Consider the following 25216-nt stretch of genomic DNA (forward strand, 5'->3'; position numbering starts at 1 on the left):
GATGTCGATCGACACCCGCCCCGAGGCGCGCCCCGCACAGCCCCTGGCCCGCACCCGCCCCGCCGCCACCCGGCGCCGCCGCAGGCGGGGCAACCCACTGGCCGGCCTCGGCTCCCTGGTCTGGCTCGTCCTCGTGCTGGTCCCGCTCTACACGCTCGTCTCCTCCTCGCTCATGCACCAGGACGAGGCGCTGAACGGCGACCCGCTGGCCGTCCCGACCCACCCCACGCTCGACAACTACCGCACGGTGCTGGACAGCGGCTTCTCCACGATGCTCACCAACACGGCGATCGTCGCCGTGGCGACGGTGGCGATCGTGCTGGTGCTCGCGGTGCCCGTCGCCTACGTCGCGGTACGCACCCGCAGCCGGCTCTCCGGGCTCGCCTTCCGCACCTTCCTGCTCGGCGTGGCCATCCCCGCACAGGCCGTGGTCGTGCCGCTCTACCTGCTCATCAGCAAGATGGGCCTGTACGACAGCCTGCCGGCGATCATCCTGCCGACCGCGGCGTTCGCGATGCCCGTGGCGGTGCTCATCCTCAGCGGCACCATGCGCGACGTCTCCGAGGAGATGTACGAGGCGATGGCGCTCGACGGCGCCTCGCCCCTGCGGATGCTGTGGCAGCTGGCGATCCCGATGTCCAAGGCGGGCATCAGCACGGTCGCCGTCTACACGGCCCTCCAGGCATGGAACGGCTTCCTGTTCCCGCTGATCCTGACCCAGTCGGAGGAGAACCGCGTGCTGACCCTCGGCCTCTTCAACTTCATGTCCCAGTTCGGGGTGAACATCCCGGCCGTGCTGGCCGCGATCGTGCTCTCCGTCGTGCCGATCTTCGCCGTGTACCTCGTGGCACGCAAGGCACTGGTCAACGGACTGATGGGGGTGGGCGGCAAGTAACGCACCCATGCCGCCGCGTACCACCGCACTCTTGAGAGGAATCCCCGCCGCCATGGCAAACCCCCCTGTTCCGCACGCCCGCAGCACCGAAGCGGCCACCGCCGTCGAAGGCCCGTGGCAGGACCCCGCGCTCGCTCCCGAGGAGCGCGTGGCCGATCTCGTCTCCCGGATGACCCTCCAGGAGAAGACCGCCCAGCTGTACGGAATCTGGGTGGGCGCCGACGCCGACGGGGACGGGGTCGCCCCGCACCAGAACGAGATGGCCGACGCGATCGACTGGGACGCGCTGATCCCACGCGGCCTCGGCCAGCTGACCCGCCCCTTCGGCACCGCCCCCGTGGACCCCGCCGTGGGCGCGATCTCCCTGGCCCGGGCCCAGCAGGCCATCACGGGCGCCGGACGGTTCGGCATCCCGGCGCTCGCCCACGAGGAGTGCCTCGCCGGATTCACCGCATGGGGGGCCACCGCCTACCCGGTCCCGCTCTCCTGGGGCGCGGCCTGGAACCCGGACCTGGTCACCGAGATGGCCCACCGGATCGGCGGCGACATGCGGTCCGTCGGCATCCACCAGGGCCTCGCCCCGGTCCTGGACGTGGTGCGCGACCTGCGCTGGGGCCGAGTCGAGGAGACCATCGGCGAGGACCCCTACCTGGTCGCCACCATCGGCACCGCCTACGTGCGGGGCCTGGAGTCCGCCGGCATCGTCGCCACCCTCAAGCACTTCGCCGGATACGCGGCATCGGCCGGTGCCCGCAACCTCTCACCGGTCAGGGCCGGGGCCAGGGAACTGGCCGACGTCATCCTGCCGCCCTTCGAGATGGCCCTGCGCGAAGGCGGAGCCCGTTCCGTCATGCAGTCCTACGCCGAGATCGACGGCGTGCCCTCGGCGGCCGACCCCGCCCTGCTGACCGGGCTGCTCCGCGACACCTGGGGCTTCGAGGGCACGGTCGTCGCCGACTACTTCGCCATCGGCTTCCTGGAGACGCTGCACAAGGTCGCCGAGGACCGCGCCGATGCCGCCCGCCTCGCGCTCGGCGCCGGGGTCGACGTGGAGCTGCCCACCGTCCGCAGCTACGGCGACGAACTCGCCGCAGCCGTACGGGCCGGTACGGTCCCCGAGGAACTCGTCGACCGGGCGCTGCGCCGCGTACTGCTGCAGAAGTGCGCACTCGGGCTGCTCGACCCCGGCTGGACCCCGCTGCCCGCACTCCTGCGGGACAGCGACCCGGAGAAGGCGCGCGAGACCATCGACCTGGACCCGCCGCGCAACCGGGCCCTCGCCCGCGAACTGGCCGAACAGGCCGTGGTGCTGCTCGCCAACCCCATGGGCGTGCTGCCGCTGGGCGGCAGGGGACGGATCGCCGTGGTCGGGCCGCGCGCCGACGACGCGCTGGCCATGCTCGGCTGCTACTCCTTCCCCAGCCACGTCGGCGTCCTGCACCCCGAGACCGCCATGGGCATCGACATCCCGACCGTCCTCGACGCGCTGCGCGGTGAGTTCCCCGGCGCCGAGGTCACCGGCGCGCCCGGCTGCGACGTGGACGGGGCGGACACCTCGGGCATCGCCGCCGCGGTGGACCTGGCCAGGGACGCGGACGTGTGCGTCGCCGTGCTGGGGGACCGGGCCGGACTGTTCGGGCGCGGCACCTCGGGGGAGGGCTGCGACGCCGACGACCTCGCGCTGCCGGGCGTGCAGGGCGAACTGCTGGACGCGCTGCTGGACAGCGGCACCCCGGTCGTCCTGGTGCTGCTGACCGGCCGCCCGTACGCGCTCGGCCGCTGGGCGGAGCGCACCGCCGCCGTGGTGCAGGCGTTCTTCCCCGGCGAGGAGGGCGGTCCGGCACTCGCCGGCGTGCTCTCCGGCCGGGTCAGCCCCTCCGGCCGGCTCCCGGTCGGCGTCCCGCGCCACCCGGGCGGCCAGCCCTGGACCTACCTCCAGCCGCCGCTCGGGCTCGCCAACGGGGTCAGCAACCTGGACCCGACGCCGCTGTTCCCCTTCGGCCACGGGCTGACGTACACCTCCTTCGCCTGGGAGCCCTGCGCCCCGGTGCCCGAGGAGATCCCCACGGACGGCGGCGCGGACATCGAGCTGACCGTCCGCAACACCGGTGACCGGGCGGGGGCGGAGGTCGTGCAGCTGTACGTGCACGACCCGGTCGCCCAGACCACCCGCCCCGACACCCGGCTCATCGGCTACGCACGGGTCCCGCTCGACGCGGGCCAGGAGGCGCGCGTGCGCTTCCGGTTCCACGCCGACCTGGTCTCCTTCACCGGCATCGGCGGCCGGAAAGTGGTCGAGCCCGGCGCGCTGGAGCTGCGGCTCGCCACCTCCAGCGGCGCCGAGGACATCCGGCACACCGTGCGCCTGCGCCTCACCGGTCCCGAGCGCACGCTCGACCACCGGCGCCGGCTGGTGTGCGACGCCCTGGTCGAACCGGTGGCCGCCGCCCCCGTACGGGGCTGACCGCCCCTCGCGCCACCGGGCGGGGGCCGTACCAGCACCGCACCGCGCCCCGCCCGGTCCCCGCTCCCACCTCGCGCACCGTCCCGCGCCCGTACCTCCGGCCCTTTCGCCGGATGTGCGGGGAGGTGCCCGAAACTTTCGAAACCGTCGCGCCCGCGCATGCCACCCCACCCCACCCCACCCCGGTGACGGGCCCGCCACCGTCCACCGCATCGCGACCCCCGCTGTGCATGTGCTGAAATTCTGGATGGTCGACCCGACGGTGGTGCTGCAGAACCTGGTGGTCGACACCGGCGGCCTCGAACCCAGCTACCTGGGCCCGCCGGAGAGCCTCCGGCTGCGCTGAGCCCGGGGGGCCGGAACGCGGGAAGGTGTGGAGCGATGACGAACGAGCACGAGGACACCGGCGCGTCAGCCGGGACGCTGGAGGCCACCCCCGTAGGCGCAGAGGTGGGCATCACGCTCTCCACACCCTCGGGCGCGCTCTCCTTCGTCTGCACCCCGGCCCGCGCCCGGGAGCTGGCCACCGCTCTCGGCCTCGCGGCGGACGAGGCCGAGAGCGGCCCGGCGGACCCCGTCACCGTCAGGGCGGGCGAGCTGCGCCGGGGCGACGTGCGCGACGGCGACCGCGCCATGACGGTGGAGGCCGTCCGGACCGAGGGGGGCACCGCCCACGTCACCTGGGCCTCGGGCGCCGGACGCGGCTGGAACCAGATGTACGACGCGGACGCCCGCATCCCGCTCCGCCGCCGGGGCCGCCTGCCCGGCGCCTGAGCCCGTACGAAGTCCCGGGAGCCCGGCCGCGCGCCTCCCCGGCGCGGGGCGCACCCTGGAGAGGAGACCTCCGGAGGTGAGCGCCATGACAACGACCGCTGTCGGATGGCACATCGAGCTGGAATTCGAGGAAGACACCCACCGCACCCGCGCGGCCGCCCTGGTGCGGCTCTCCGACGGTCAGGAGGTACGCGTCCACGGCTATGCGAGCCGCCATCCCTCCGACGCGGAACAGCCCCGGGTGGGGGAGGAGATCGCGGGAGCCCGCGCGCTGAACGAACTGGCGATGAAGCTGCTGACCAAGGCCCACGACGAGATAGACGAGGCATCCGGCCGCACCTCTTACCCGCTGACCTGACGGGCGCCGACCTGACCGGCGGGCACCCCGGCGGCTCCTTGTACGAGAGGCGTCGTAATTTGACGGACGTCGTAGTACGGGATGTATCGTACTAGCGATCCTTCCGTACCGGCGAATCGGAGTCCGTCGTGAGTGCCCTCTTCGAGCCCTGCACCCTCAGGTCGCTTGTCGTGCCCAACCGGGTGTGGATGGCACCGATGTGCCAGTACAGCGCCGAGCCCGTGGGGCCGAACACCGGTGTGCCCACCGACTGGCACTTCACGCATCTCGCGGCCCGCGCCACCGGCGGCACCGGCCTGATCCTCACCGAGGCGACGGCGGTCAGCCCCGAGGGCCGGATCAGCCCCGCCGACCTCGGCATCTGGAACGACACCCAGGCCGCCGCGTTCCGCCGGATCACCGACTTCGTCAAGGCGCAGGGCTCCGTGGTGGGCATCCAGCTCGCCCACGCCGGCCGCAAGGCGTCCACCGCCGCGCCCTGGACCGGCGGCGGGCCGGTCGGCCCCGAGGCGCACGGCTGGACTCCGGTAGCGCCCAGCCCGCTGCCCTTCGACGCGGGCTACCCGGTGCCGCACGAGCTGACCGCGGACGAGATCCGGGGCGTCGTGGACGACTTCCGCGAGGCCGCCCGCCGCGCCGTCGACGCGGGCTTCCAGGTCGCCGAGGTGCACGGAGCGCACGGCTACCTGATCGGGCAGTTCCTCTCGCCGCACAGCAACCACCGCACCGACGCGTACGGCGGCAGCTACGAGAACCGCGTGCGCTTCGCTCTTGAGGTGGTCGACGCGGTCCGCGAGGTGTGGCCGCAGGACCTGCCGGTCTTCTTCCGAGTCTCCGCCACGGACTGGCTCACCGAGAACCCCGAGGACGAGCGCGAGGGCTGGACCGCCGACGAGACGGTGCGCCTGGCCGTGGATCTCCAGGCCCATGGCGTGGACCTGCTCGACGTCTCCACCGGCGGCAACGCGCCCCGCGCCCGCATCGCGACCGGCCCCGGCTACCAGGTGCCCTTCGCCGAGCGCGTGAAGCGGGAGACCTCGCTGCCCGTCGCGGCCGTCGGCCTCATCACCGACCCGCAGCACGCCGAGAAGATCCTCACCGAGGGCCGCGCGGACGCCGTGCTCCTCGGGCGCGAGCTGCTGCGCAGCCCCTCGTGGGCCCAGGGTGCGGCCCGCGAGCTGAACGGCACGGTGCACGCCCCCGAGCAGTACGGATACGCGATCTGACCGCGTGGACCCGGCGGTCCCGTCCGCGCCTTTCCGCCCCGCTCCGCCCCCTTCGCACCCCTGGTGTGCGAAGGGGGCGGTCTGCGTGGACCTGTCGGCGGAGCGCCTCGCCCACCTTTTTCTATCGTTGAAAATTCCCCACGCACGACTGTTGTTTTGCGTTTGGTGCTGTGGCTCAATGTTCGATTGTGTGCTGTGCCTCACAGGTTCGAGGCACTTCAGCTCTCTCGACAGGACGACGCCTTGAGACGACAAACGCCCCGCCCCCGCGCTCTGTTCAGGACAGCGGCCTGCGCCGCCGCGCTCCTGATCCCCCTCGGTGCCACCCTGGTCCCGGCCGCCGCGGCCACGCCCGCCGGTGCCGCCTCCGCGACGACCTTCAAGGCCGGTGACCCGGCCACCACCGTCCACGGGCTGAAGGGCGAGTACTTCAGCATGTCCGCGCCCGGCGCGCGGGACTTCGACAAGCTCGGCGGCGTCGCCCTGGACCCGCAGATCAACTTCCCCGGCCTCACCGGCGCCTTCGAGTCCACCACCGGCCGCACCGAGAACACCACGGCCCGCTGGACGGGCGACATCACCGCCCCCGAGGACGGCGACTACACCTTCGCCGCGATCGGCGACAACGGCTTCCGGCTCTTCATCGACGGCAAGGCCGTCATCGACCACTGGCTGCCCGACTGGGACAACGAGCAGACCAGCGCGCCGATATCGCTCAAGGCCGGCGAGCCGCACACGTTCAGGCTGGAGATGTTCCAGGACACCGGCGGCGCCAACATGTTCCTGCGCTGGTCCAGCGCGAAGCTCGCCAGGCAACTCGTCCCGGAGTCCGCCTTCACCCCGCCCGCCGACTTCGAGGTCTACCCGGTCGGGCTGAGCGTCGCGGACGACGGCCTGAAGCTCCGGCTGGCGTTCGAGGACAAGGTCAGCGACTACGCGGAGCTGAAGAACCACCTCGCCATCGAGGCCGACACCACCCCGATGCCGGTCAAGTCCGTCACCCGGGCCCCCGGCAACTCCGAACAACTCGTCGTCACCCTCGCCGCCGCCGTCCAGAAGGACCAGCGGGTCACGGTCGCCTACGACGGCGAAGCCGGTCTCAAGTCGGGCCGCGAGACCGTCCCCGAGATCAACCGCACGGCCACCAACCTCTCCACGCACCGCCTCACCACCACCTGGGGCGACAAGCTCGACCGCAACGACCCGCTGCCCGAGTACCCCCGGCCGCAGCAGGTCCGCGACAAGTGGCAGAACCTGAACGGCCCCTGGGAGTTCGCCGGGGCCAAGGCCGGCGAGAAGCCCGTCTTCGGCAAGAAGCTCGGTGAGCGCATCACCGTGCCCTTCCCGGTCGAATCGCAGCTCTCCGGTCTGGAGCGCCACGAGGACCACATGTTCTACCGCAAGCTCGTCACCGTCCCGAAGAACTGGGCCGTCAAGGGCGACAAGCACGGCAAGGGCAAGAGCAACCGGCTGAAGCTCAACTTCGGGGCCGTCGACTACGAGGCGACCGTCTGGGTCAACGGCAAGAAGGTCGCCGAGCACACCGGCGGCTACACCGCCTTCAGCGCCGACATCACCGACGCGGTCAAGGGCAGCGGCCAGCAGGAGATCGTCGTCGCGGTCACCGACACCACCGGCGCCGACCAGCCCACCGGCAAACAGTCGGCCAACCCCGGCGGCATCTTCTACACCCCCTCCTCAGGGATCTGGCAGACCGTCTGGATGGAGCCCGTCGCCCCGGCGGCCGTCGACTCCCTGACGACCACGCCCGACATCGACAAGGGCCGCCTCGCCCTGACGGTCAACTCCACGGACGCCTCGAAGTCCGCCCAGGTCACCGCCGTCGCCCGCGACAAGAAGGGCAAGGTCGTCGGCAGGATCTCCGGACCGGCCAACCGCGAGCTGAACCTGCCCGTCAGCAAGCAGCACCTGTGGACGCCGGACGACCCCTACCTGTACGGCCTGGAGGTCACCCTCAAGGACGGCAGCTCCAAGGACACCGTCGACAGCTACTTCGGCATGCGCTCCCTCGGCATCGCCGAGGTCGGGGGCTACCAGAAGCTGGTCCTCAACGGGAAGCCGTTCTTCTCCCTCGCCCAGCTCGACCAGGGCTTCTACCCGGACGGCCTGAACACCGCGCCCAGCGACAAGGCCCTCGTCTTCGACCTGAAGGCACAGAAGGACCTCGGCTTCAACTCCGTCCGCAAGCACATCAAGGTCGAGCCCGCGCGCTGGTACTACCACGCCGACCAGCTCGGTCTGCTGGTGTGGCAGGACTTCGTCTCCGGCAACCTCACCGGCGAGAAGGGCCACCAAGCCTTCCTCGACCAGGGCGCCGAGATGATGACCCAGCTGCACAACTACCCCTCGATCGGTGCCTGGATCGTCTTCAACGAGGGCTGGGGCGAGTGGGACCGCACCGAGACCGGCAGGATCACCGAGCGGGTCCAGGCCGCCGACCCCTCCCGCGTCGTCAACGCCCACAGCGGTGTCAACTGCTGCAACTCCAAGGGCGACTCGGGCAAGGGCGACATCATCGACCACCACGACTACAACAACACCGACCCGGCCTTCCCGGACGCGAACCGCGCCGCGATGGACGGTGAGCACGGCGGCTTCACCCTGCGGATGCCCGGCCACATGTGGCCCGGCGCGCCGACCGTGATCTACAGCGGTGTCGCGGACAAGGCCGCGCTGACCGCCAAGTACGTCGAGAACACCCGCGACTACTACCTGGAGGCGGCCGGCGCCGAGCTCTCCGGCTCCATCTACACCCAGGTGACCGACCTGGAGAACGAGCTCAACGGGCTCTGGACGTACGACCGCCGCGAGATCAAGGTGGACGCCGCCCAGGTGCGGAAGATCAACCGCCAGGTCATCGCCGCCGGTGCCGCGGCCGGCACGAAGACACCGGTCAAGGGCGGCGGCGCCTGGTCGCTTGACGAGAACAAGGGCACCAAGGCCGCCGACAGCGGCCCGAACCACAAGAACCTCACCCTCTCCCAGGGCACGTCCTGGACGGCCGGCGTGCACGGCTCGGCGCTGAAGTTCGACGGTGAGGGCCAGTACGCCGAGACCAGCGGCCCGGTCGTCGACACCACCGGCGACTACACCGTCTCCGCCTGGGCGTCCCTGGACGCGCTCCCGGGCAACTACGCCACCGTCGTCAGCCAGGACGGCCGGCGCCAGGAGAACCCCTTCTACCTCCAGTACGGGCAGGGCGCGTTCGCCTTCTCCACCCCCGGCGCCCACCGGGCCCGGCTGGAGATGACGCCCGAGCTCGGCCGGTGGTACCACCTGGTCGGCGTCCGCAGCGGTGACGAGATCAAGCTGTACGTGGACGGCAAGCTCGCGGCCACCGCGCCGGCCGGGTCCGCCGACGTCAGCAGCGGCGCCCTGTCCGTGGGCCGCGCCAAGTGGTCGGGCGGCAACACCGACTTCTGGAACGGCTCCGTGGACCAGGTGCGGGTGTACGACAAGGCGCTCACCGACCAGGAGGTGACGGCCCTGCACGACCGCGAACAGCCGTAGTCCCAAAGGCCCTCCCGGCGGTGCGCGGCGACAGCCCGCACCGCCGGGAGCGTCCGCCTGCCCGGGCGCGTCCGCCTGCCCGGGCGCGCCCTACGCGGCCGGGGTCGGCCCCCCGGTGCTCTCCCGGACCAGCAGCCGGTGCGGGACGACGATCCGGCGCGCGGGCAGCGCGGCCAGCCGGCCGAGCACGCGCTCGCTCAGGCACTGCACCGCCCGCTCGGCGATCTGCGCCCGGTCCGGGGCGATCGTGGTCAGCGAGGGGGTGGAGAACCGCCCGTCCTCGATGTCGTCGAAGCCCACCAGCGCCAGCTCCTCGGGCACCCGCACCCCCTGCTCGGCGGCGGCCCGCAGCGCCCCGAGGGCCAGTTCGTCGCTGAAGCAGAACACCGCGTCCGGGCGCTCGGGCAGGGACAGCAGCTCGCGCAGCGCCCGCGCCCCCTCGCCCCGGTGCAGGTCGGCCACCTCGACCTCGGCGACCGGGCTCAGCCCCGCCTCCCGCAGCCCCAGCCGGAAGCCCTCGGCCCGCAGTTCGGCGGTGCCGTGCCCCAGCGCGGACTGCAGCCCGATGGCGGCGACGCGCCGGCGGCCCAGCGCGGCGAGGTGACGGGCGGCGTCCCGGGCCGCCGCGACGTTGTCCAGCGCCACGTGGTCGATGGACCCGAGCGGGTCCAGCTCGCCGAGGACGACCAACGGCAGGCCGCCCGCCAGTGAGGCCAGTTCGGCGGGAGGCGTGGACCACGGGCTGACGATCATCCCGTCCACCTGGTGCCCCTCGGAGCCGTCAAGCAGCCGCCGCTCCAGCTCCGCCCGGCCCCCGGTCCGCTCCAGGAGCACCGTCCAGCCGCGCTCCTGTGCCGCGTCGATGAGGAGCCCCGTCAGCGCGCCGAAGTAGGGGGAGTGGATCTCCGGGACGACCACGCCGATGAGCCCGGTGCGGCCTTGGCGGAGGTTGCGGGCGGCCAGGTTGGGTCGGTACCCCAGCTCCTCCACCGCGGCCAGCACCCGGGCCCGGGTCGCCGGGGCGACGGCGGCCGCGTTGCTCACGACGTTGGAGACGGTCCTGACGGACACGCCCGCGAGCGCGGCGACGTCCTTGAGTCTCGCTGCCACGGTCGTTGCTCCTGCTCTCTGCGTACGGGGGCGGCGGGCCGCGCCCCTTGCGCAGTGACCGTAACAGGTGGCGCCGAACCCGTCCGCGCAGACTCTTGCCACGTTGGTTGCAACGTTGCAATATGGCGGTGTCATACGGAGCCCGCCCCGATGGAAGGACCACGTCATGCATGAGGCCGCGACCACCACCGCCCCGTTCCCGCACGCCGACGAGGCCGTGCGCGACCTGTACACGGCCGGGATCACCGCGTGCCGCGGCGCGTTCGGTCCGCAGTGGGCGGACCGGATGCGCGAGGACATCGACGCCGCCTTCGCCGAGGCGCGCGGCCGGGAGGGCGGCGCCGTGGGACGTGGCCCGCACCGGTACTACGTGGAGATCCACCCGGAGCAGCTGCGCGGCTTCGTGGACCTCGTGGACCACCCCTGGGTGCGCGCGGTCAGCGAGGCGGTCCTCGGCCCCGACTACCGCATCGTCGAGCTCGGCTTCGACGTGCCGCTGGCCGGGGCGGTCAACCAGCCCTGGCACCGCGACTTCCCGATGCCCGAGGCCACGCGGAGCGAGCGCCGGCTCACCTCGCTCGCCTTCAACCTGACCGCCGTCGACACGCGGGAGGACATGGGCCCGTTCGAGATCGCGCCCGGCACGCAGTGGGACGACGACGCCCGGTTCGGGCACGCCATGTTCCCGCGCCGCGAGGACTACCCGCGCTACGAGGCCCTGGCCGAGCGGAAGTACCCGCAGCGCGGCGACATCTCGGCCCGCTCCGCCCTGACCATCCACCGGGGCACGGCCAACCGGTCGGCCGACGCCCGCCCGGTCCTGGTGCTGGGCGTCGACGCCCCGGGCGCGGGCAACGACGGCCACCACGACATGGCGGTCACCCGGGAGTTCTGGGCCGCCCTGCCCGAGCGGGTCCGGGCACATCTGGGCTGCCCGGTGGTCGACCGGCTCGTGCCCATCGTCCAGAAGCACACGATCGAGGGACTGGTCATGGGCGACGCATGACGGTGCCGGGGCCCGGCGGCGCACCCGCCCGGCCCCGGCACCCACCTCACTTCAGCTCAGGGTGCCCAGGGCGCCTCCACCGCCCACGTCGTGTCCTCGGTGAACGTGGCCGGGTTGTCCCAGGCGTGCCCACCGCCCGGGGTGGCGAGCCACACCTCCGAGTCGATGTGGCGCAGATAGCTGCCCGGCAGGTTCGCGCTGGTCAGCCGCACACCACCGGTGCCGGCGACCGCGCACCAGGTGGCGTCGGCCTTGTAGAGCGCGGACCCGTCGTTCGCGTCGCGGCGGACCCGGAAGTCCCGGTGGCGCAGGTACTCGCCGGGGTAGTTGCGGGACTCGAACGAGTAGCAGTCGCCGTTCGCCAGGCCGGGGACGATCCTCCAGGTGGCGTCGTTCTTGAGCAGCGCGCTGCTGCCGTTGTCGACCACCTCGGTGAAGGCGAGCCCGTTCTGGTGGCGGAGGTACTTGTTGGTGTAGCCGGGGGTGGTGACCCGCAGCGACTTGTACTGCCCGGTGGGCAGGGCCACCGGCGGGGCCGGGTTCTTCGAGGCGTTGATGAGGGCCTGGTTCGCGGCCCGCACCCGGGCCGCGTCCACCTTGACGACCTGGCGGTCGTAGGTGAGCAGCCCGTTCGCCTCGTTCTCCACATCGGTGATCTCCGTGTAGACCGAGGCGGACAGGCCCGCCGGCAGCTGGCCGACCCGGATGCCGTCGATCAGCCCCACGAACCGGTCGTTCAGGGCGGCGATGCTCGGCTGGTCCTCGTAGCTGAAGCCGCCGCCGGGGAACCACTCGTGGCCGGGGACCTTGTACCCCAGGCCGCCGAACTCGCCGAGGACGGCCGCCCGGGTGGCGGTCGGCGCGGTGTTGCCCGGGCCGACGTAGATGTGGTTGTCGACCACGTCACCGTTGCCGCCGTCCACCGAGCCGCAGCAGTTGACCCCGCTCATGTTGTCGACCAGCCGGCTCGGGTCGTACGCCTTGACCTCATTGGCGATCCTGGCCTGGTCGTACTGGCCCCAGCCCTCGTTCTGGTCGACCCACATCACCAGGGACGGGGAGCTGCGGTGCTGGTCGATGACCGCGTGGAACTCGGCCTCCCACTGGGTGCGGGCCGCCGCGTCGGGGCTCTTGCCGGTGTCCATGGCCGGCATGTCCTGCCAGACCAGCAGCCCCAGCTTGTCCGCCCAGTAGAACCAGCGCTGCGGTTCGACCTTGATGTGCTTGCGGACCATGTTGAAACCGAGGTCCTTGTGCGCCTGGAGGTCCGACTTCAGGGCGGCGTCGGTCGGCGCGGTGTAGATGCCGTCCGGCCAGTAACCCTGGTCCAGGGTGCCCGTCTGGAAGACGAACTCGCCGTTGAGGACCGGGCGCAGGACGTTGTCCACCTTGGCGACGGCGATGGAGCGCATGCCGGTGTAGCTGCCGACCGCGTCGGTCACGGCGGACCCGTCGAGCAGTTCCGCCTTCACGTCGTACAGGAACGGGTCGTCCGGACTCCACAGATGCGGACCCGGCACCGGCACGGAGACCTGGGAGCCGACCGCTCCGGTGGCCGTGCCGACCACGGTGCCGCCGCTGGAGACGGTGACCCTGGCGGTGCGCCCGGCCGCCGACGCGGCCTGCACCTTCACCCGCAGGGTGCTGTCACCCAGGTCCGGCGTCATGTCCAGGCGGGTGATGTGGGCGGCGGCGACCGGTTCCAGCCAGACCGTCTGCCAGATGCCGGAGGCGGCGGTGTAGAAGATGCCGCCCCCGTTGTGCGGCTGGACATCGTTGATCCGCTGTTTGCCGACGGCCTGGCCGCCGGTCTGCGTCGGGTCGTAGACGGAGACCACGACGGTGTTGGTGCCGCCGTTCAGCCGCGGGGTGATGTCGTACGCGAACGAGTCGTACCCGCCCTTGTGCGCGCCCACCTGGGTGCCGTTGACCCAGACCGTGGTCTGCCAGTCGGAGGCGCCGAAGTTGAGTTCGACCCGGCGGCCGTTCCAGTTCGACGGCACGGTGAAGGTGCGCTTGTACCAGAGCTTGTCGTTCTCGGTGATCCTGCGCTGGATGCCCGAGAGCGCGGACTCGGCGACGAAGGGCACCCGGATCTGGTCGGGGAACGACGACGGCTGCCCGGCGTCCCGGCCGGTCATCGCGAAGTCCCAGATGCCGTTGAGGTTGGACCAGTCGGGCCGGGTCAGCTGCGGGCGCGGATACTCCGGCAGCGGCTTGTCGACCGGGACCTGGTTCGTCCAGGGCGTCGTCATGGGAGGGGACTTGGGTGACCAGGACGCGGCACCGGCCGGCGCCGCACCGACCCCGATCAGTGCGGTGGACACCAGCGCCAGCAGACCGGTCGTCGCGACCGCCCGTCTCCACCACGGCCCGCGGCCGGGTACACGTAAACGCCTCACAGGTTCGTCTCCTTTTGATTCGGTTCGCCCCCGGGGACGGGGAGCGGTACGGGGGAGTGCGCGCGGCACCGGGAATCAGACGAGTTGCCAGAGGTGGTCGTCGGTGCCGTTGTCGGTGAACTGGACGACGTGGGCGCTGTCGGCGGTGGACATCTCGTCCACGCCGAGGACCTTGCCGGAGTGGCGGTTGCGGATGCGGTACCAGCCGTCGCCGTCCGGGACGAGTTGCCAGAGGTGGTCGTCGGTGCCGTTGTCGGTGAACTGGACGACGTGGGCGCTGTCGGCGGTGGACATCTCGTCCACGCCGAGGACCTTGCCGGAGTGATGGTTGCGGATGCGGTACCAGCCGTCGCCCTCGGCGACGAGCCGCCAGTCGTGGTCGTCGGTGCCGTTGTCGGTGAACTGGACGACGTGGGCGCTGTCGGCGGTGGACATCTCGTCCACGCCGAGGACCTTGCCGGAGTGGCGGTTGCGGATGCGGTACCAGCGGTCGGCGAGCCAGGGGCGCGCGTCCGGGGCGGCCGTGGGGAACGAGGTGATGCGCAGCCGGGCCGCCCCCATCGGGACGAGTGTGACCTCCTCCACCGGTTCGCCGCTGCGCGCCGGGGAGTCCTGGAGCGGGGCGACGACATGCTCGTCGTCCGCCGTCCACTCCGGGATGCGGCGGGCCTTCGCGGTGATCGTCAGCGGGGTGCCGTCGAGCGTGAAGGGGTTGCCGTCCCGGACGCGCCGGACCGTGCGGGGGCGCAGGGAGGCGGCCGGATTCGCCGCGTCCAGGACGAGTCCGTAGTTCCACGGGCCGGCGGCGTGGACCGCGTACTCCGGGAACCGGTCGGTGCCGCCGATGCGCTCGTACGTCTCCCCGATGCGCAGGGAGTACGTGAGCGGGCCGCGGTCCACGCTGACGGAGCCGCGGTTGTGCTCCCAGGTGCGGACGGTGGTCCGCTGCGGGAAGCGCAGGGTGACCCGGTCGCCGTCGGCCCAGGTGCGGTCGATCCGGGTGAAGGCGGGGCCGGCCGGTGCGTCCACGCGCCGCCCGTTCACCGCGATCTCCGGGGAGCCGCACCAGGCGGGGATGCGCAGGACGAGCGGGAAGCCCAGCCGCTTCGGTGTCTTCAGGGTCAGGGTGACCGTGTCGGTGAAGGGGTAGCCGGTCTCCTCGGTGAAGGTGACCTCGGTGCCGTCGGCGACCTTCGCGGTCACCTCGCAGGCGGCGTACATCGCGGCGGCGAGACCCCCGTCCGGGGTGGCGAGCCACAGCTCCTCGGTGAAGTACGGCCAGCCCATGCCGTAGTTGTGCGGGCAGCAGCGGTACTGGTCGACACCGGGCAGGAACGCCTGCATGGCGAAGCCGTTCTGGAACTGGCGCTCCGACTTGGCCACGTTGTCCAGGTCGACGCTGTTGGCGCTGGTGATGTAGTGGACCGCCTTGCCCGAGGGGTCCAGCGAGGCGGGCAGCGAGTTGAACGCCAGCTCCTCGCAGCGGTCGGCCCACAGCGGGTCGCCGGTGATCCGGGTCAGCAGCTGGTGGCTGGCCATGAACTCGACGATGCCGCAGGTCTCGAAGCCCTGCCGGGGGTCGCCGTGCCCGGGGCGCGCGTTCTCGTCCCCGGCGAAGCCGCCGCCGGGGAACTGCCCGTACTGGTCCATGGCCCTGCCGTACGTCCCGTACGTGTCGCGGGTGTCCTGGGCCGAACCGCTGCGCAGTGCGTACTGGGCGGGCTCCCGGAAGCCCTGGGCGATGTTCACGTTGTGCGGGTTGACCAGGTTGTCGCCCCAGTCGGCGCCGTACGTGTGGATCTTGTCGGCGAGGTCCAGCAGGAAGGTGTCGCCGGTGCGGTTGAACAGCCAGAACACGCTGTCCAGCCCGTCGCCCCAGCGCAGGGCGATCCAGCTGGTGTCGAAGGCGCCGGGGCCCTGGGTGTTCATGTACCGGAAGAACCGGCTCAGGAAGGGGATGACCCGGGCGTCACCGGAGTACTCCTGCCAGGAGCGCAGGGCCTGCACCAGCGGCAGGAACGGCCAGAAGTCCGGGCCGCCGTTCAGCGAGGTGCGCAGCGCCTTCGGGCCGAAGAACCCGTCGGCCTGCTGGGTGGCGAGGATCGCGTCGAACCAGCGGCGCACCGACGCGAGCGCCTGTGCGTCGCCGGTGACGATCGCCAGGTCGGTGTAGCCGCGCAGCCAGTACGGGACCTCCTCCCAGCCGCCGAGTTCGGGGCGGACCCAGCCGGTGGCCGTGAAGTCCAGGAAGTGCGAGAACTCCTCGTAGCGGCCGCACAACCCGTCGAGCTGGAGCTTCAGCTGTCCGGCGAGCCAGCCCCGCGCGGTGACCCGGCCGGGCGGGAGCTTCAGGAAGGCGGTCGGGTGCAGGGGAGCGGCGTTGGGGGAGTAGTGGCCGCCGCGGGCCGGTCGCACCCGGTGCCCGGCGGCGGTCGCGGTGGAGGACCAGCGGCCGGCCGCCGTGGTGGCGGCGACGGTGGCGAGGGCGCCGGTCATGAGTTGTCTGCGGTTCAGGGGCATGGGGGAGGGCTCCTGCTCTGCCGGACATGGGGGCTCCGGCTCAAGGAAGGCACATCAGACAAGGGGGGCCGCCACGGCGCAGCGGTCCGGACCGGCTGCGCGCACGACGAAGGGCGCCGTCGCGATCCGGGGAGGGCGAGGCACTTTCTCTGCAACGTTGGAAAATGGGGTTCCGGCGGTATGACAGCACGCCGTCAAGCGGCTGTCCAGGGGTCCGGCAGCAACCCGTGGGCCCGGGTGGCCCGGGCGGGCCGGGCGGCTCCGACACATTTTGGAAACGCATCGACAACGCTCTTGCCGCCCGCGCCGCACCGCCTATATAACGTTGTAAACCGAGCCGCCGAGAGGCCGCGCAGGCTCTCACGACCGCAGTTCGAGCAGCTAGGGGCCGTCTCCTAGCGGGGCCGTGAGTGCAGTGACATCAGCCGCCGTGCAGCGGCCGATGCGTCGTCCAGCCATGACCGACCGCACGCCTTTCGGCGTGCCGTCATCCCGCCAAGGAGCTCCAGCGCATGATGATCCAGCGCCGATCCCGTACCCTCGCCGTGGCCTGCGTCCTCGCCGCCACCGCCACGCTGGCCGCCACCGGCTGCTCCAAGTCGGAGACCTCGGACTCCGCCAACGCGGACAGCAGCCAGGGCGCCCAGGCGGCCAAGACCCCCGAGTCGTCGTCCGGTTCCGGCTGCTCGCTGCAGGCGTACGGGGCGCCGAAGCTCGACCTGAAGAACGCGGTGGTCGGCTTCTCCCAGTCGGAGAAGGAGGCCAACCCCTTCCGCATCGCCGAGACCCAGTCCATCAAGGACGAGGCCAAGAAGGTCGGCGTCAAGAAGCTGCTCACCACCAACGCCCAGTCGCAGCTGTCCAAGCAGATCAGCGACATCCAGGACATGCTGTCCCAGGGCGCGCAGTTCCTCATCGTCGCCCCGCTCAACTCGGACGGTCTGGAGCCGGCGCTGAAGGCCGCCGCCGCCAAGAAGGTCCCGGTCCTCACCGTCGACCGCAAGCTCAACTCCACCGCCTGCAAGGACTACGTGGCCTTCCTGGGCTCCGACTTCGTGGAGCAGGGCAAGCGCGCCGCGGACGCGATGATCAAGTCGACCGGCGGCAAGGGCAAGGTCGCCATCCTCCTCGGCTCGTCGGGCAACAACGTCACCACCGACCGCACCAAGGGCTTCGTCGACCAGCTCAAGGCCAAGGCCCCCGACATGGAGATCGTCGCCCAGCAGACCGGCGAGTTCGCCCGTGACAAGGGCCAGCAGGTCATGGAGCAGCTCATCCAGTCCAAGCCGGACATCACCGCCGTCTACGCGGAGAACGACGAGATGGGCCTCGGCGCCGTCACCGCGCTGAAGGCCGCCGGCAAGAAGCCCGGCAAGGACGTCAAGGTCGTCTCCGTCGACGGCACCCGCAACGCCGTACAGGCCATCGTCAACGGCGACTACAACGCCGTCATCGAGTCCAACCCGCGCTTCGGCCCGCTGGCCTTCGCGACCGCCCAGAAGTTCTACGGCGGCGAGGAGATCCCGGAGAACGTCATCATCACCGACCGCGCCTACGACGAGGCCAACGCCAAGGACTCGCTCGGCGGCGCGTTCTGATCCGACCCGGCCCCACCTGCCCGTAACGGCGTGTCCCGGACACGCCCCGGCACCACCGGGCGCCGGCCCGCCGGCCGCGTACCGGCCCCGTCGGTCCACCCGCCGCCGTGACGCTCCCACCCGTCACGGCGGCCACCGGGCCCACCCCCTTGGAAGAGCGGAAGGCCAAGACCAGCCATGGCACCACCCGAAGCAGTACCGCAGCCGCCGGAGCCGGCCGCCGACGTGAAGGAGCCCACCGCGCCCGCCGCCGTGAAGGAGGCCGGCCAGGCGCCGGCCGTCCTGGAGGCCCGCTCGGTGAGCAAGCGGTTCCCGGGCGTCGTCGCCCTCGACGGCGTCTCCTTCTCCCTGCGCGCCGGCGAGACCCACGCCCTGGTGGGGGAGAACGGAGCCGGGAAGTCCACCCTCATCAAGGTGCTGACCGGCGTCTACCGGCCCGACGAGGGCGAACTGCGGCTGGCCGGCCAACAGATCGCCTTCGCCCGGCCGTTCGAGGCCCAGCAGGCCGGCATCTCCACGATCTACCAGGAGGTGAACCTCGTCCCGCTGATGAGCGTGGCGCGCAACATCTTCCTCGGACGTGAGCCGAAGAACCGTTTCGGCCTGATCGACTTCGCCCGGATGCACCGCGAGACCACCGAACTCCTCGACGGCTTCGGTGTCCGCGTCGACCCCAGGCGCCCCCTGCACACCCTGGGCATCGGCACCCAGCAGATGGTCGCGCTGGCCCGTGCCGTCTCCGTCAACGCCCAGGTCGTCATCATGGACGAACCCACCTCCTCGCTGGAGCCGCGCGAGGTCGAGACCCTCTTCCGGGTCATCGAGGACCTGCGCGGACGCGGCATCGCCGTGCTCTACGTCAGCCACCGCATGGACGAGCTCTACCGGATCTGCGACCGCGTCACCGTCCTGCGCGACGGCCACCACATCCACACCGGCGACCTCGCCGACCTCGACCGGATGCAGCTCGTCTCGATGATGCTCGGCCGCGACATGGCCGAGGTGCGCCGCGAGGGGCTCACCAACTTCGACTCCGAGGGCCACGAGGTGGCGCGCACCCCCGTCCTCACCGCGACCGGTCTCTCCCGCGACCACCAACTGCACGACGTATCCCTGGAACTGTACGCGGGCGAGGTCATGGGACTCGGCGGCCTCCTCGGCTCCGGGCGCAGCGAGACCGCGAAGGCCCTGTCCGGTGCGCTGGGCCTGGACTCCGGCGAGGTGAGAATCGGCGGACGCACCCTGCGCCGGCTCACCTCCGCGGCCGCCATCCGCTCCGGCATCAGCCTGCTGCCCGAGGACCGCAAGGCCGAGGGCATCGTGCCCGGCCTCTCGGTCCGCGAGAACATCGTGCTGGCCGCGATGCCCCGCCTCTCCCGCGCCGGCATCGTCTCCCGCGCCAAGCAGGACCGCATTGTCGACATCTTCATGAAGCGACTGCGGATCAAGGCCGCGAGCCCCGAGCAGAAGGTCGGCGAACTCTCCGGCGGCAACCAGCAGAAGGTCCTGCTCGCCCGCTGGCTCTGCCTGGAGCCCAAGGTCCTGCTGCTGGACGAACCCACCCGCGGCATCGACGTCGGCGCCAAGGCCGAGGTCCAGAGCCTCATCGACGACCTCGCCCGCGAGGGCCTCGCCGTCCTGCTCATCTCCTCCGACATCGAGGAACTGATCGAGGGCGCCGACCGCATCGTCGTCCTGCGCGGCGGCGCGGTCGCGGGCGAACTGGCGGGCGACGAGGTGACCGAGAGCCACCTGCTCGAAGTGCTCGCCGACCATTCACCGGCACCCGTGGACAAGGCGCCGGCCGCCAAGGAGGACCCCCGATGACCCAGGCCGCAGTCTCCACCCCCGCAGCCCGGCCGCTGGCCCGGTTGCGCGACCCCGCCTGGTACCAGGAGTACGGCGTCTACCTCGCCGTCGCGGTCGTCCTGCTCTTCAACGCCCTGTTCACCGAGCACTTCATGACCGTGGACAACCTCCGCACCCAGCTCGTCCAGGTCGCCCCCATCGTCATCGTCGCCCTCGGCATGGCGCTCGTCATCGGCACCGAGGGCGTCGACCTCTCCGTCGGCTCGACCATGGCCCTGGCCGCCGCGCTGCTGCCCCTCTACCTCGGCTACGGACTGGTGCCCGCCCTCGTCATGGCGCTGCTGGCCGGAGCCCTCGTCGGCGCGGTCAACGGCACCCTGGTCTCACTCGTCGGCCTCCAGCCGATCGTCGCCACCCTCGCCCTGTTCGTCGGCGGCCGCGGCCTCGCCCTGGTCATGGCGGACAGCCAGCTCAAGCAGATCGTCAACCCCGACCTGCTGTCCCTGGGCACCGGCTCCTTCCTCGGCATCCCGCTGGTCGTCCTCATCGCCGCCCTCCTCGCCGGCGCCGTGGCCTTCCTCGTCACGCGCACCACCTTCGGCCGCCAGGTCGTCGCCATCGGCGGCAACCGGTCCGCCGCAGCCCTGGCGGGTCTCCCCGTACGGCGGGTGCTCATCGGTGTGTACATGCTCTGCGGGGTGCTGGCCGCACTCGCGGGCATCCTGGCCACCGCCCGGCTCACCGCCAGCGACCCCTCCTCGCTCGGCACCCTCATGGAACTCTCCGCCATCACGGCGGTCGTGGTGGGCGGCACCCCGCTCAACGGCGGCTCCATCCGGGTTCTCGGCACCGTCGCCGGCGCCCTGCTGATGCAGCTGCTGCGCGCCACCCTCATCAAGCACGACCTGCCCGACTCCACCGCACAGATCGCCCAGGCGGCCATCATCATCGCCGCCGTCTACGTCGCCCGGGAGCGTCGGTCCCGATGAACGAAACCTCACCTGCCCCGGTGGCCTCCGCACCGGCACCGCGCAAGACCCCCGCGACGGGCGGCGGCAAGCCCGCCACCACGGCCGGAGCGCCGGCCGCGACCGGCCGGCGGATCGCCGAACTCCTGCAACGCCAGGGCGTCCTGGTCGTCCTGCTCACCGTCGTGATCGTCGCGTCCTTCATCTACCCGTCGTTCCACACCCTGGACAACGCCCGCGGAGTGACCGTCCAGGCATCCTTCCTGGCCGTGGTCGCGCTCGGGATGACCATGGTCATCATCACCGGCGGCATCGACCTGTCCGTCGGCTCCGTCTTCGCACTCGGCGGGGTGCTCGCCGCCTGGGCCTCCCAATGGGGCTTCCTGCCCGCCCTGTTGACGCCGCTCGTGGTGTGCGGTGCGATCGGCCTGCTCAACGGATTCCTCGTGGCACGCGCCGGAATGGCGCCGTTCATCGTCACCCTCGCCACGCTGCTGGGCGCGCGCGGTCTGCTCCTCGCGATCACCGACGAGGGCGCCACCACCTACCTGGTGCCCAAGGACTCCGCCTTCGCCGAACTCGGCCAGGGCAGCATCTGGGGCTTCGGCTATCCGATCCTGGTCGCCCTCGCGCTCTTCGGCGCCGGTGGGCTCCTCCTGCAGCGCACCTCGTTCGGGCAGACGATCTTCGCCGTCGGCGGCAGCAGCGACGCGGCCACGCTGATGGGGCTGCCCGTCGCCCGGACCAAGATGCTCGTCTACACGCTCAGCGGACTGCTGGCCGGCCTCGCCGGTGCGCTCAACGCCGCCCGGCTCTCCTCCGGGGTCACCATCCTCGGCGTGGGCATGGAACTCGACGCCATCTCCGCCGTCGTCATCGGCGGCACCCTCCTCATCGGCGGCGCCGGCTCGATCAGCGGCACCCTCTGGGGCGTCCTGCTGCTCCAGGTCATCCAGAACCTGATCAACCAGATCGGCACGCTGAACTCCTCGTACCAGTCGGTCGTCAGTGGCGGGTTCCTTATCGTTGTCGTCGTGGCCCAGCGCTATCTGGCGCGCAGTCGCAGAACCACCTGAACCGGTGCCGGGGCCGTCGCGGCCCCGGCACCGTTCGAGCCGATCGAGCCGAACCGGCGCAGCCGGGCCACCGCGCCTCACCGCGCGACAAGTCGATTCAGGGAGTGCCGTGGGCGTCAGCCTCAAGGACGTTGCGCAACGGGCGGGCGTGTCCATCAAGACCGTGTCCAACGTGGTGAACAACTATCAGCACGTCACACCGAAGATGCGCGCCAAGGTGCAGCAGGCCATCGACGAGCTCGGCTACCGGCCGAACCTCACCGCCCGCCACCTTCGCAAGGGCCGCACCGGGATCATCGCGCTCGCCGTCCCCGAGTTCGGCAACCCGTACTTCGCCGAGCTGGCAGGCGCGGTCGTCGACGCGGCCGCCCGGCACGACTACACCGTGCTGGTCGACCACACCGGCGGACTGCGCGAGAAGGAGCTCCTGGTCAGCCAGGGCTTCCGGTCCCACGTCATCGACGGACTCATCCTCAGCCCGATCCACCTGGAGACCGAGGACCTGACGGCGCGCGCCGACACCGCGCCCCTGGTCCTGCTCGGCGAGCGCGAGTACGAGGCCCCGTACGACCACATCGCGATCGACAACGTCGCGGCCGCGCGCGAGGCCGTGCGCCACCTCGTCGAACTCGGCCACCGCAGGATCGCCTTCCTCGGCTCGCGCACCGGCCGCGAACGCCAGCCCGCCCACCTTCGGCTGCGCGGCTGGCGCGAGGAGCTGGCCGCCGCCGGCGTCGAGCCCGACGAGTCGCTCGTCGTCGTCACCGACGGCTACGGCCGCGAGGACGGCGCCTCCGCCATGGCCGCGCTCCTGGACCGGGGGGAGCGGCCCGACGCCGTGTTCGCGTACAACGACCTCATCGCCATCGGCGCCATGCGCACCCTCTCCGAGCGCGGCCTGCGCATCCCCGAGGACGTCGCCGTCGTCGGTTTCGACGACATCGAGGAGAGCCTCTACGGGGCCACCACGCTGACCACCGTGGCGCCCGACAAGGAGGCCATCGCCCGGCTCGCCGTCGACAGCCTCGTCGAGCGCCTCTCCGGCGACCGGGTGAGCGAACCCCGGCGGCCCCGGCCCGGCTACCGGCTCGTCATCCGCGAATCCACCGTTCGCCGGCCCGCCGCCGGCCGGGCCGCACCGTAAACGCCGCTCCAACTTGCCGCGACCTCTGGTGAGTTGGGCATACGCGCCCCGGTCCCCCCGTCCGGCCACCCCGGCCGTCCGATCGCCCCAAGGATCCCTGATGCCTCGCCCCACCGTGAACCGCAAACCGTTCGGCGCCCATGGGCCCGCGGACGTCGACGTCTGGACGCTCGACTCCGGCACCGGAGTCCGCGCCGAGATCCTCACCTACGGCGGCATCCTGCACCGTCTCACCGTGCCCGACACCGCCGGCACCCCGGAATCCGTCGTGCGCTCGCTGCCCGCCCTGGACGACTACACGGGGAAGAACCCCTTCATCGGCGCCCTCGTCGGCCGCTACGCCAACCGCATCGCGCACGGCACGTTCACCCTCGACGGCACGGAGCACCGGATCCCCGCCACCGACCGGGGCCACGCCCTGCACGGCGGCCCCGACGGCTTCCACACCCGCGTCTGGCAGGCCGAGGGCGACGCCGGCGAGGAGGCCGCCACCCTGCGGCTCACCCTGCACAGCCCCGACGGCGACATGGGCTTCCCCGGCGCGCTGGACGTCACCGTCACCTACACTCTCGACGCGGCCGGCACCCTCGCGCTCGACTACGCGGCGACCACCGACCGCACCACCGTCGTCAGCCTCACCAACCACGCCTACTTCGACCTGGCCGCCCGGGGCGACATCCTCGGGCACACCCTCCAGGTGGACGCGGAACGCTATCTGCCCGTGGACGAGGACGGCATCCCCGAGGGCCCGGCCGCACCCGTCGCAGGCACCCCGTTCGACCTCACCGCACCGCAGACCCTCGCGGAACGCGTCACGCTTCCGCACGAACAACTGCGCCGGGCAGGCGGCTTCGACCACTGCTGGGTCCTTCGCGGCCCGGACACGCCCGCCGGACTGCGCCGCGCCGCCCGCCTCACCGCACCCGGCGCCGCGCGGGCCATGGAGGTGTGGACCACCGAGCCCGGCATCCAGGTCTACACCGCCAACCAGCTGGACGGCACCCTGGCAAGCGCCGACGGCGGCCGCCACGACCGGCACAGCGCCGTCTGCCTGGAGACCCAGCACCTGCCCGACTCGCCCAACCGCCCGGACCACCCCAGCACCGTCCTGCGCCCGGGCGAGGAGTTCCGCAGCCGCACCGAGTTCCGCTTCCCGCATCTGACGGCCCTGCGCGGGTGAGGTGGTGCGGGTCCGTCAGGTGACCTTGCGTCCCTCGGCCATGGCGGCCACCGCCCTGCGCAGGCGCGCTTCCCTGACCTCGGGTGTCGACGCCGTCATGAGACGCAGGAGCACCAGGTACCGGTCGGACCTGCCGAGCCGTTCGAAGAAGTCCCCGGCCGCCTCGTCGGCCGCCAGCGCGGCGGCGAGGTCGGCGGGGACGGTGGCCAGACTCTGCGAGGGGTACGCCGCCTCCCACCGCCCGTCCGCCCGGGCCGCCTCGACCTCGGCGAGTCCCGGCTCCCGCATGCGCCCGGCCGCGACGAGCGCCTCCACCTTCTCCACGTTGACCAGCGACCAGACACTGCGTGGCCGGCGGGGCGTGATCCGCTGGAGGTAGTACGTCTCGTCGCAGGACCTGCGCTGCCCGGTGATCCAGCCGTAGCAGAGGACGGCGTCGGTGTACTCGTCGGCCGTCACCGACGCCGCGCCCGAATTCCGCTTGGCGACCTTCAGCCAGAGGCCCGGCCGGTCGGCGTGGTGTTCCTCCAGCCACGCTTCGAGGTCTGCGGCGCACGCGAAGGGCTGGGCGTTCTCCGGGGTGTCGGCCGTGGTCATCCTGCGGTGCCTCCTGCTCGGCACCGGGCCCGCTGCCCGGCGACCACTTCACGCTAGGCCGCCTTTAGGACAGCTGCTGACCGCTACACCAAATTACGATGAGCCTCGTATTATGGGAGCCCCGGACGAGCGACGATACGGAGAGCCACCGTGACCCCTGTCAGCACCGTGGCCCCGGCAGCGGGCGCGCGCACCCTGGCCCACCCCGCGCGCGAGGAGATCCGGCTCGAAGCGGTCCTGCACGCCCTCTCGGACCCGGTGCGGCTGTCCGTCGTCCGGGAACTGGCGGCGGCCGAGGACGAGCTCACCTGCTCCTGCTTCGACCTGCCGGTGACCAAGTCCACCACCACGCACCACTTCCGGGTGCTCCGCGAGAGCGGCATCGTCCGGCAGACCTACCGGGGCACCGCCAAGATGAACGGGCTCAGGCGCGACGACCTGGAGGCGCTGTTCCCCGGGCTGCTCTCCGGCATCCTCGAAGCGGCGGCCCGCCAGGCCGGCCGCCTCGGCGAGGGTTGAGCGGGCCCGGCCCGGTTCCCGCCCTCGCGGCTGCGCGCG

Annotated in this window: 19 protein-coding genes; 15 read left to right on the forward strand and 4 right to left on the reverse strand. The window is 71.8% G+C overall.

Annotation, left to right across the window (positions count from 1 at the left end):
- Position 1 precedes the first annotated feature (1 nt).
- The 7 genes from E6R18_RS21075 to E6R18_RS21105 all read left to right on the forward strand — a co-directional run bounded on the left by E6R18_RS21075 (position 2) and on the right by E6R18_RS21105 (position 9248).
- On the forward strand, positions 2-895 hold the full coding sequence (locus E6R18_RS21075) for a carbohydrate ABC transporter permease (protein ID WP_136318452.1): 894 nt from the start codon (positions 2-4) through the stop codon (positions 893-895).
- A 52-nt stretch (positions 896-947) separates the two neighbouring features.
- Positions 948-3359: a glycoside hydrolase family 3 N-terminal domain-containing protein gene (locus E6R18_RS21080; RefSeq protein ID WP_136318453.1), complete on the forward strand. Its 2412-nt coding sequence runs from the start codon at positions 948-950 to the stop codon at positions 3357-3359.
- 115 nt (positions 3360-3474) lie between these two features.
- A complete protein-coding gene (locus tag E6R18_RS35275; RefSeq protein WP_136318454.1) occupies positions 3475-3705 on the forward strand; it encodes a hypothetical protein in 231 nt (76 codons plus the stop codon).
- Positions 3706-3740: 35 nt separating this feature from the next.
- The gene (locus tag E6R18_RS21090) at positions 3741-4133 is read left to right on the forward strand and encodes a hypothetical protein (RefSeq protein WP_136318455.1); all 393 of its coding nucleotides are present in this window, start codon (positions 3741-3743) and stop codon (positions 4131-4133) included.
- Positions 4134-4218: 85 nt separating this feature from the next.
- Positions 4219-4491, forward strand: coding sequence for a DUF1876 domain-containing protein (locus E6R18_RS21095; protein ID WP_136318456.1), 273 nt, complete (start codon positions 4219-4221; stop codon positions 4489-4491).
- A 128-nt stretch (positions 4492-4619) separates the two neighbouring features.
- Positions 4620-5717: an NADH:flavin oxidoreductase/NADH oxidase gene (locus E6R18_RS21100; protein WP_136318457.1), complete on the forward strand. Its 1098-nt coding sequence runs from the start codon at positions 4620-4622 to the stop codon at positions 5715-5717.
- Between the two features lie 243 nt (positions 5718-5960).
- Positions 5961-9248, forward strand: a complete 3288-nt coding sequence (locus E6R18_RS21105) for a LamG-like jellyroll fold domain-containing protein (RefSeq protein ID WP_136318458.1) — start codon at positions 5961-5963, stop codon at positions 9246-9248.
- A gap of 90 nt (positions 9249-9338) precedes the next feature.
- Here E6R18_RS21105 and E6R18_RS21110 read toward each other — a convergent pair whose 3' ends face one another.
- A complete protein-coding gene (locus tag E6R18_RS21110) occupies positions 9339-10358 on the reverse strand; it encodes a LacI family DNA-binding transcriptional regulator (RefSeq protein ID WP_136318459.1) in 1020 nt (339 codons plus the stop codon).
- 166 nt (positions 10359-10524) lie between these two features.
- Here E6R18_RS21110 and E6R18_RS21115 point away from each other — a divergent pair, with 166 nt between their 5' ends.
- Entirely contained in the window at positions 10525-11364 is an 840-nt protein-coding gene (locus E6R18_RS21115) for a phytanoyl-CoA dioxygenase family protein (protein ID WP_136318460.1), read from the forward strand.
- 56 nt (positions 11365-11420) lie between these two features.
- Here the strand turns inward: E6R18_RS21115 and E6R18_RS21120 are convergent, their stop codons facing one another.
- Together E6R18_RS21120 and E6R18_RS21125 are read right to left on the reverse strand one after the other, a co-directional pair.
- On the reverse strand, positions 11421-13691 hold the full coding sequence (locus E6R18_RS21120) for an AbfB domain-containing protein (protein WP_136318461.1): 2271 nt from the start codon (positions 13689-13691) through the stop codon (positions 11421-11423).
- Positions 13692-13841: 150 nt separating this feature from the next.
- The gene (locus E6R18_RS21125) at positions 13842-16286 is read right to left on the reverse strand and encodes an RICIN domain-containing protein (protein WP_136318462.1); all 2445 of its coding nucleotides are present in this window, start codon (positions 16284-16286) and stop codon (positions 13842-13844) included.
- 512 nt (positions 16287-16798) lie between these two features.
- On the opposite strand from E6R18_RS21125, the gene E6R18_RS21130 reads away from it, so the two are divergent.
- The 6 genes from E6R18_RS21130 to E6R18_RS21155 all read left to right on the forward strand — a co-directional run bounded on the left by E6R18_RS21130 (position 16799) and on the right by E6R18_RS21155 (position 24061).
- Positions 16799-17884 carry an ABC transporter substrate-binding protein gene (locus tag E6R18_RS21130; protein ID WP_136318463.1) on the forward strand — a complete coding sequence of 362 codons (1086 nt, stop codon included), beginning with the start codon at positions 16799-16801 and terminating at the stop codon, positions 17882-17884.
- Positions 17885-18061: 177 nt separating this feature from the next.
- Positions 18062-19711 (forward strand): sugar ABC transporter ATP-binding protein, encoded by a 1650-nt coding sequence (locus tag E6R18_RS21135; protein ID WP_136318464.1) that lies wholly within the window; start codon positions 18062-18064, stop codon positions 19709-19711.
- Positions 19708-20682, forward strand: a complete 975-nt coding sequence (locus E6R18_RS21140) for an ABC transporter permease (protein ID WP_136318465.1) — start codon at positions 19708-19710, stop codon at positions 20680-20682. Before E6R18_RS21135 ends, E6R18_RS21140 begins: the two co-directional genes overlap by 4 nt.
- Positions 20679-21737 (forward strand): ABC transporter permease, encoded by a 1059-nt coding sequence (locus E6R18_RS21145; RefSeq protein ID WP_136318466.1) that lies wholly within the window; start codon positions 20679-20681, stop codon positions 21735-21737. The genes E6R18_RS21140 and E6R18_RS21145 overlap by 4 nt, the downstream gene beginning before the upstream one ends.
- Before the next feature lie 109 nt (positions 21738-21846).
- Positions 21847-22881, forward strand: a complete 1035-nt coding sequence (locus E6R18_RS21150) for a LacI family DNA-binding transcriptional regulator (RefSeq protein WP_136318467.1) — start codon at positions 21847-21849, stop codon at positions 22879-22881.
- Positions 22882-22981: 100 nt separating this feature from the next.
- Positions 22982-24061 (forward strand): aldose epimerase family protein, encoded by a 1080-nt coding sequence (locus E6R18_RS21155; RefSeq protein WP_136318468.1) that lies wholly within the window; start codon positions 22982-22984, stop codon positions 24059-24061.
- Between the two features lie 15 nt (positions 24062-24076).
- On the opposite strand, the gene E6R18_RS21160 is transcribed toward E6R18_RS21155, so the two are convergent.
- Complete coding sequence (locus tag E6R18_RS21160) at positions 24077-24658, reverse strand: YdeI/OmpD-associated family protein (protein ID WP_136318469.1); 582 nt, start codon at positions 24656-24658, stop codon at positions 24077-24079.
- Between the two features lie 150 nt (positions 24659-24808).
- Between E6R18_RS21160 and E6R18_RS21165 the strand changes: the two genes are divergently transcribed.
- Positions 24809-25177: a helix-turn-helix domain-containing protein gene (locus E6R18_RS21165; RefSeq protein WP_136318470.1), complete on the forward strand. Its 369-nt coding sequence runs from the start codon at positions 24809-24811 to the stop codon at positions 25175-25177.
- Positions 25178-25216: the final 39 nt, after the last annotated feature.

The organism is Streptomyces sp. A1277 (genome assembly GCF_004795015.1).
GTDB lineage: Bacteria > Actinomycetota > Actinomycetes > Streptomycetales > Streptomycetaceae > Streptomyces.

Excerpts from the sequence above, each read along its gene's own strand:
- E6R18_RS21075 (WP_136318452.1), top strand. The coding sequence starts at position 2 with ATGTCGATCGACACCCGCCCCGAGGCGCGCCCCGCACAGCCCCTGGCC.
- E6R18_RS21080 (WP_136318453.1), top strand. The coding sequence starts at position 948 with ATGGCAAACCCCCCTGTTCCGCACGCCCGCAGCACCGAAGCGGCCACC.
- E6R18_RS21090 (WP_136318455.1), top strand. The coding sequence starts at position 3,741 with ATGACGAACGAGCACGAGGACACCGGCGCGTCAGCCGGGACGCTGGAG.
- E6R18_RS21095 (WP_136318456.1), top strand. The coding sequence starts at position 4,219 with ATGACAACGACCGCTGTCGGATGGCACATCGAGCTGGAATTCGAGGAA.
- E6R18_RS21115 (WP_136318460.1), top strand. The coding sequence starts at position 10,525 with ATGCATGAGGCCGCGACCACCACCGCCCCGTTCCCGCACGCCGACGAG.
- E6R18_RS21125 (WP_136318462.1), bottom strand. The coding sequence starts at position 16,286 with ATGCCCCTGAACCGCAGACAACTCATGACCGGCGCCCTCGCCACCGTC.
- E6R18_RS21130 (WP_136318463.1), top strand. The coding sequence starts at position 16,799 with ATGATGATCCAGCGCCGATCCCGTACCCTCGCCGTGGCCTGCGTCCTC.
- E6R18_RS21135 (WP_136318464.1), top strand. The coding sequence starts at position 18,062 with ATGGCACCACCCGAAGCAGTACCGCAGCCGCCGGAGCCGGCCGCCGAC.
- E6R18_RS21140 (WP_136318465.1), top strand. The coding sequence starts at position 19,708 with ATGACCCAGGCCGCAGTCTCCACCCCCGCAGCCCGGCCGCTGGCCCGG.
- E6R18_RS21145 (WP_136318466.1), top strand. The coding sequence starts at position 20,679 with ATGAACGAAACCTCACCTGCCCCGGTGGCCTCCGCACCGGCACCGCGC.
- E6R18_RS21155 (WP_136318468.1), top strand. The coding sequence starts at position 22,982 with ATGCCTCGCCCCACCGTGAACCGCAAACCGTTCGGCGCCCATGGGCCC.
- E6R18_RS21160 (WP_136318469.1), bottom strand. The coding sequence starts at position 24,658 with ATGACCACGGCCGACACCCCGGAGAACGCCCAGCCCTTCGCGTGCGCC.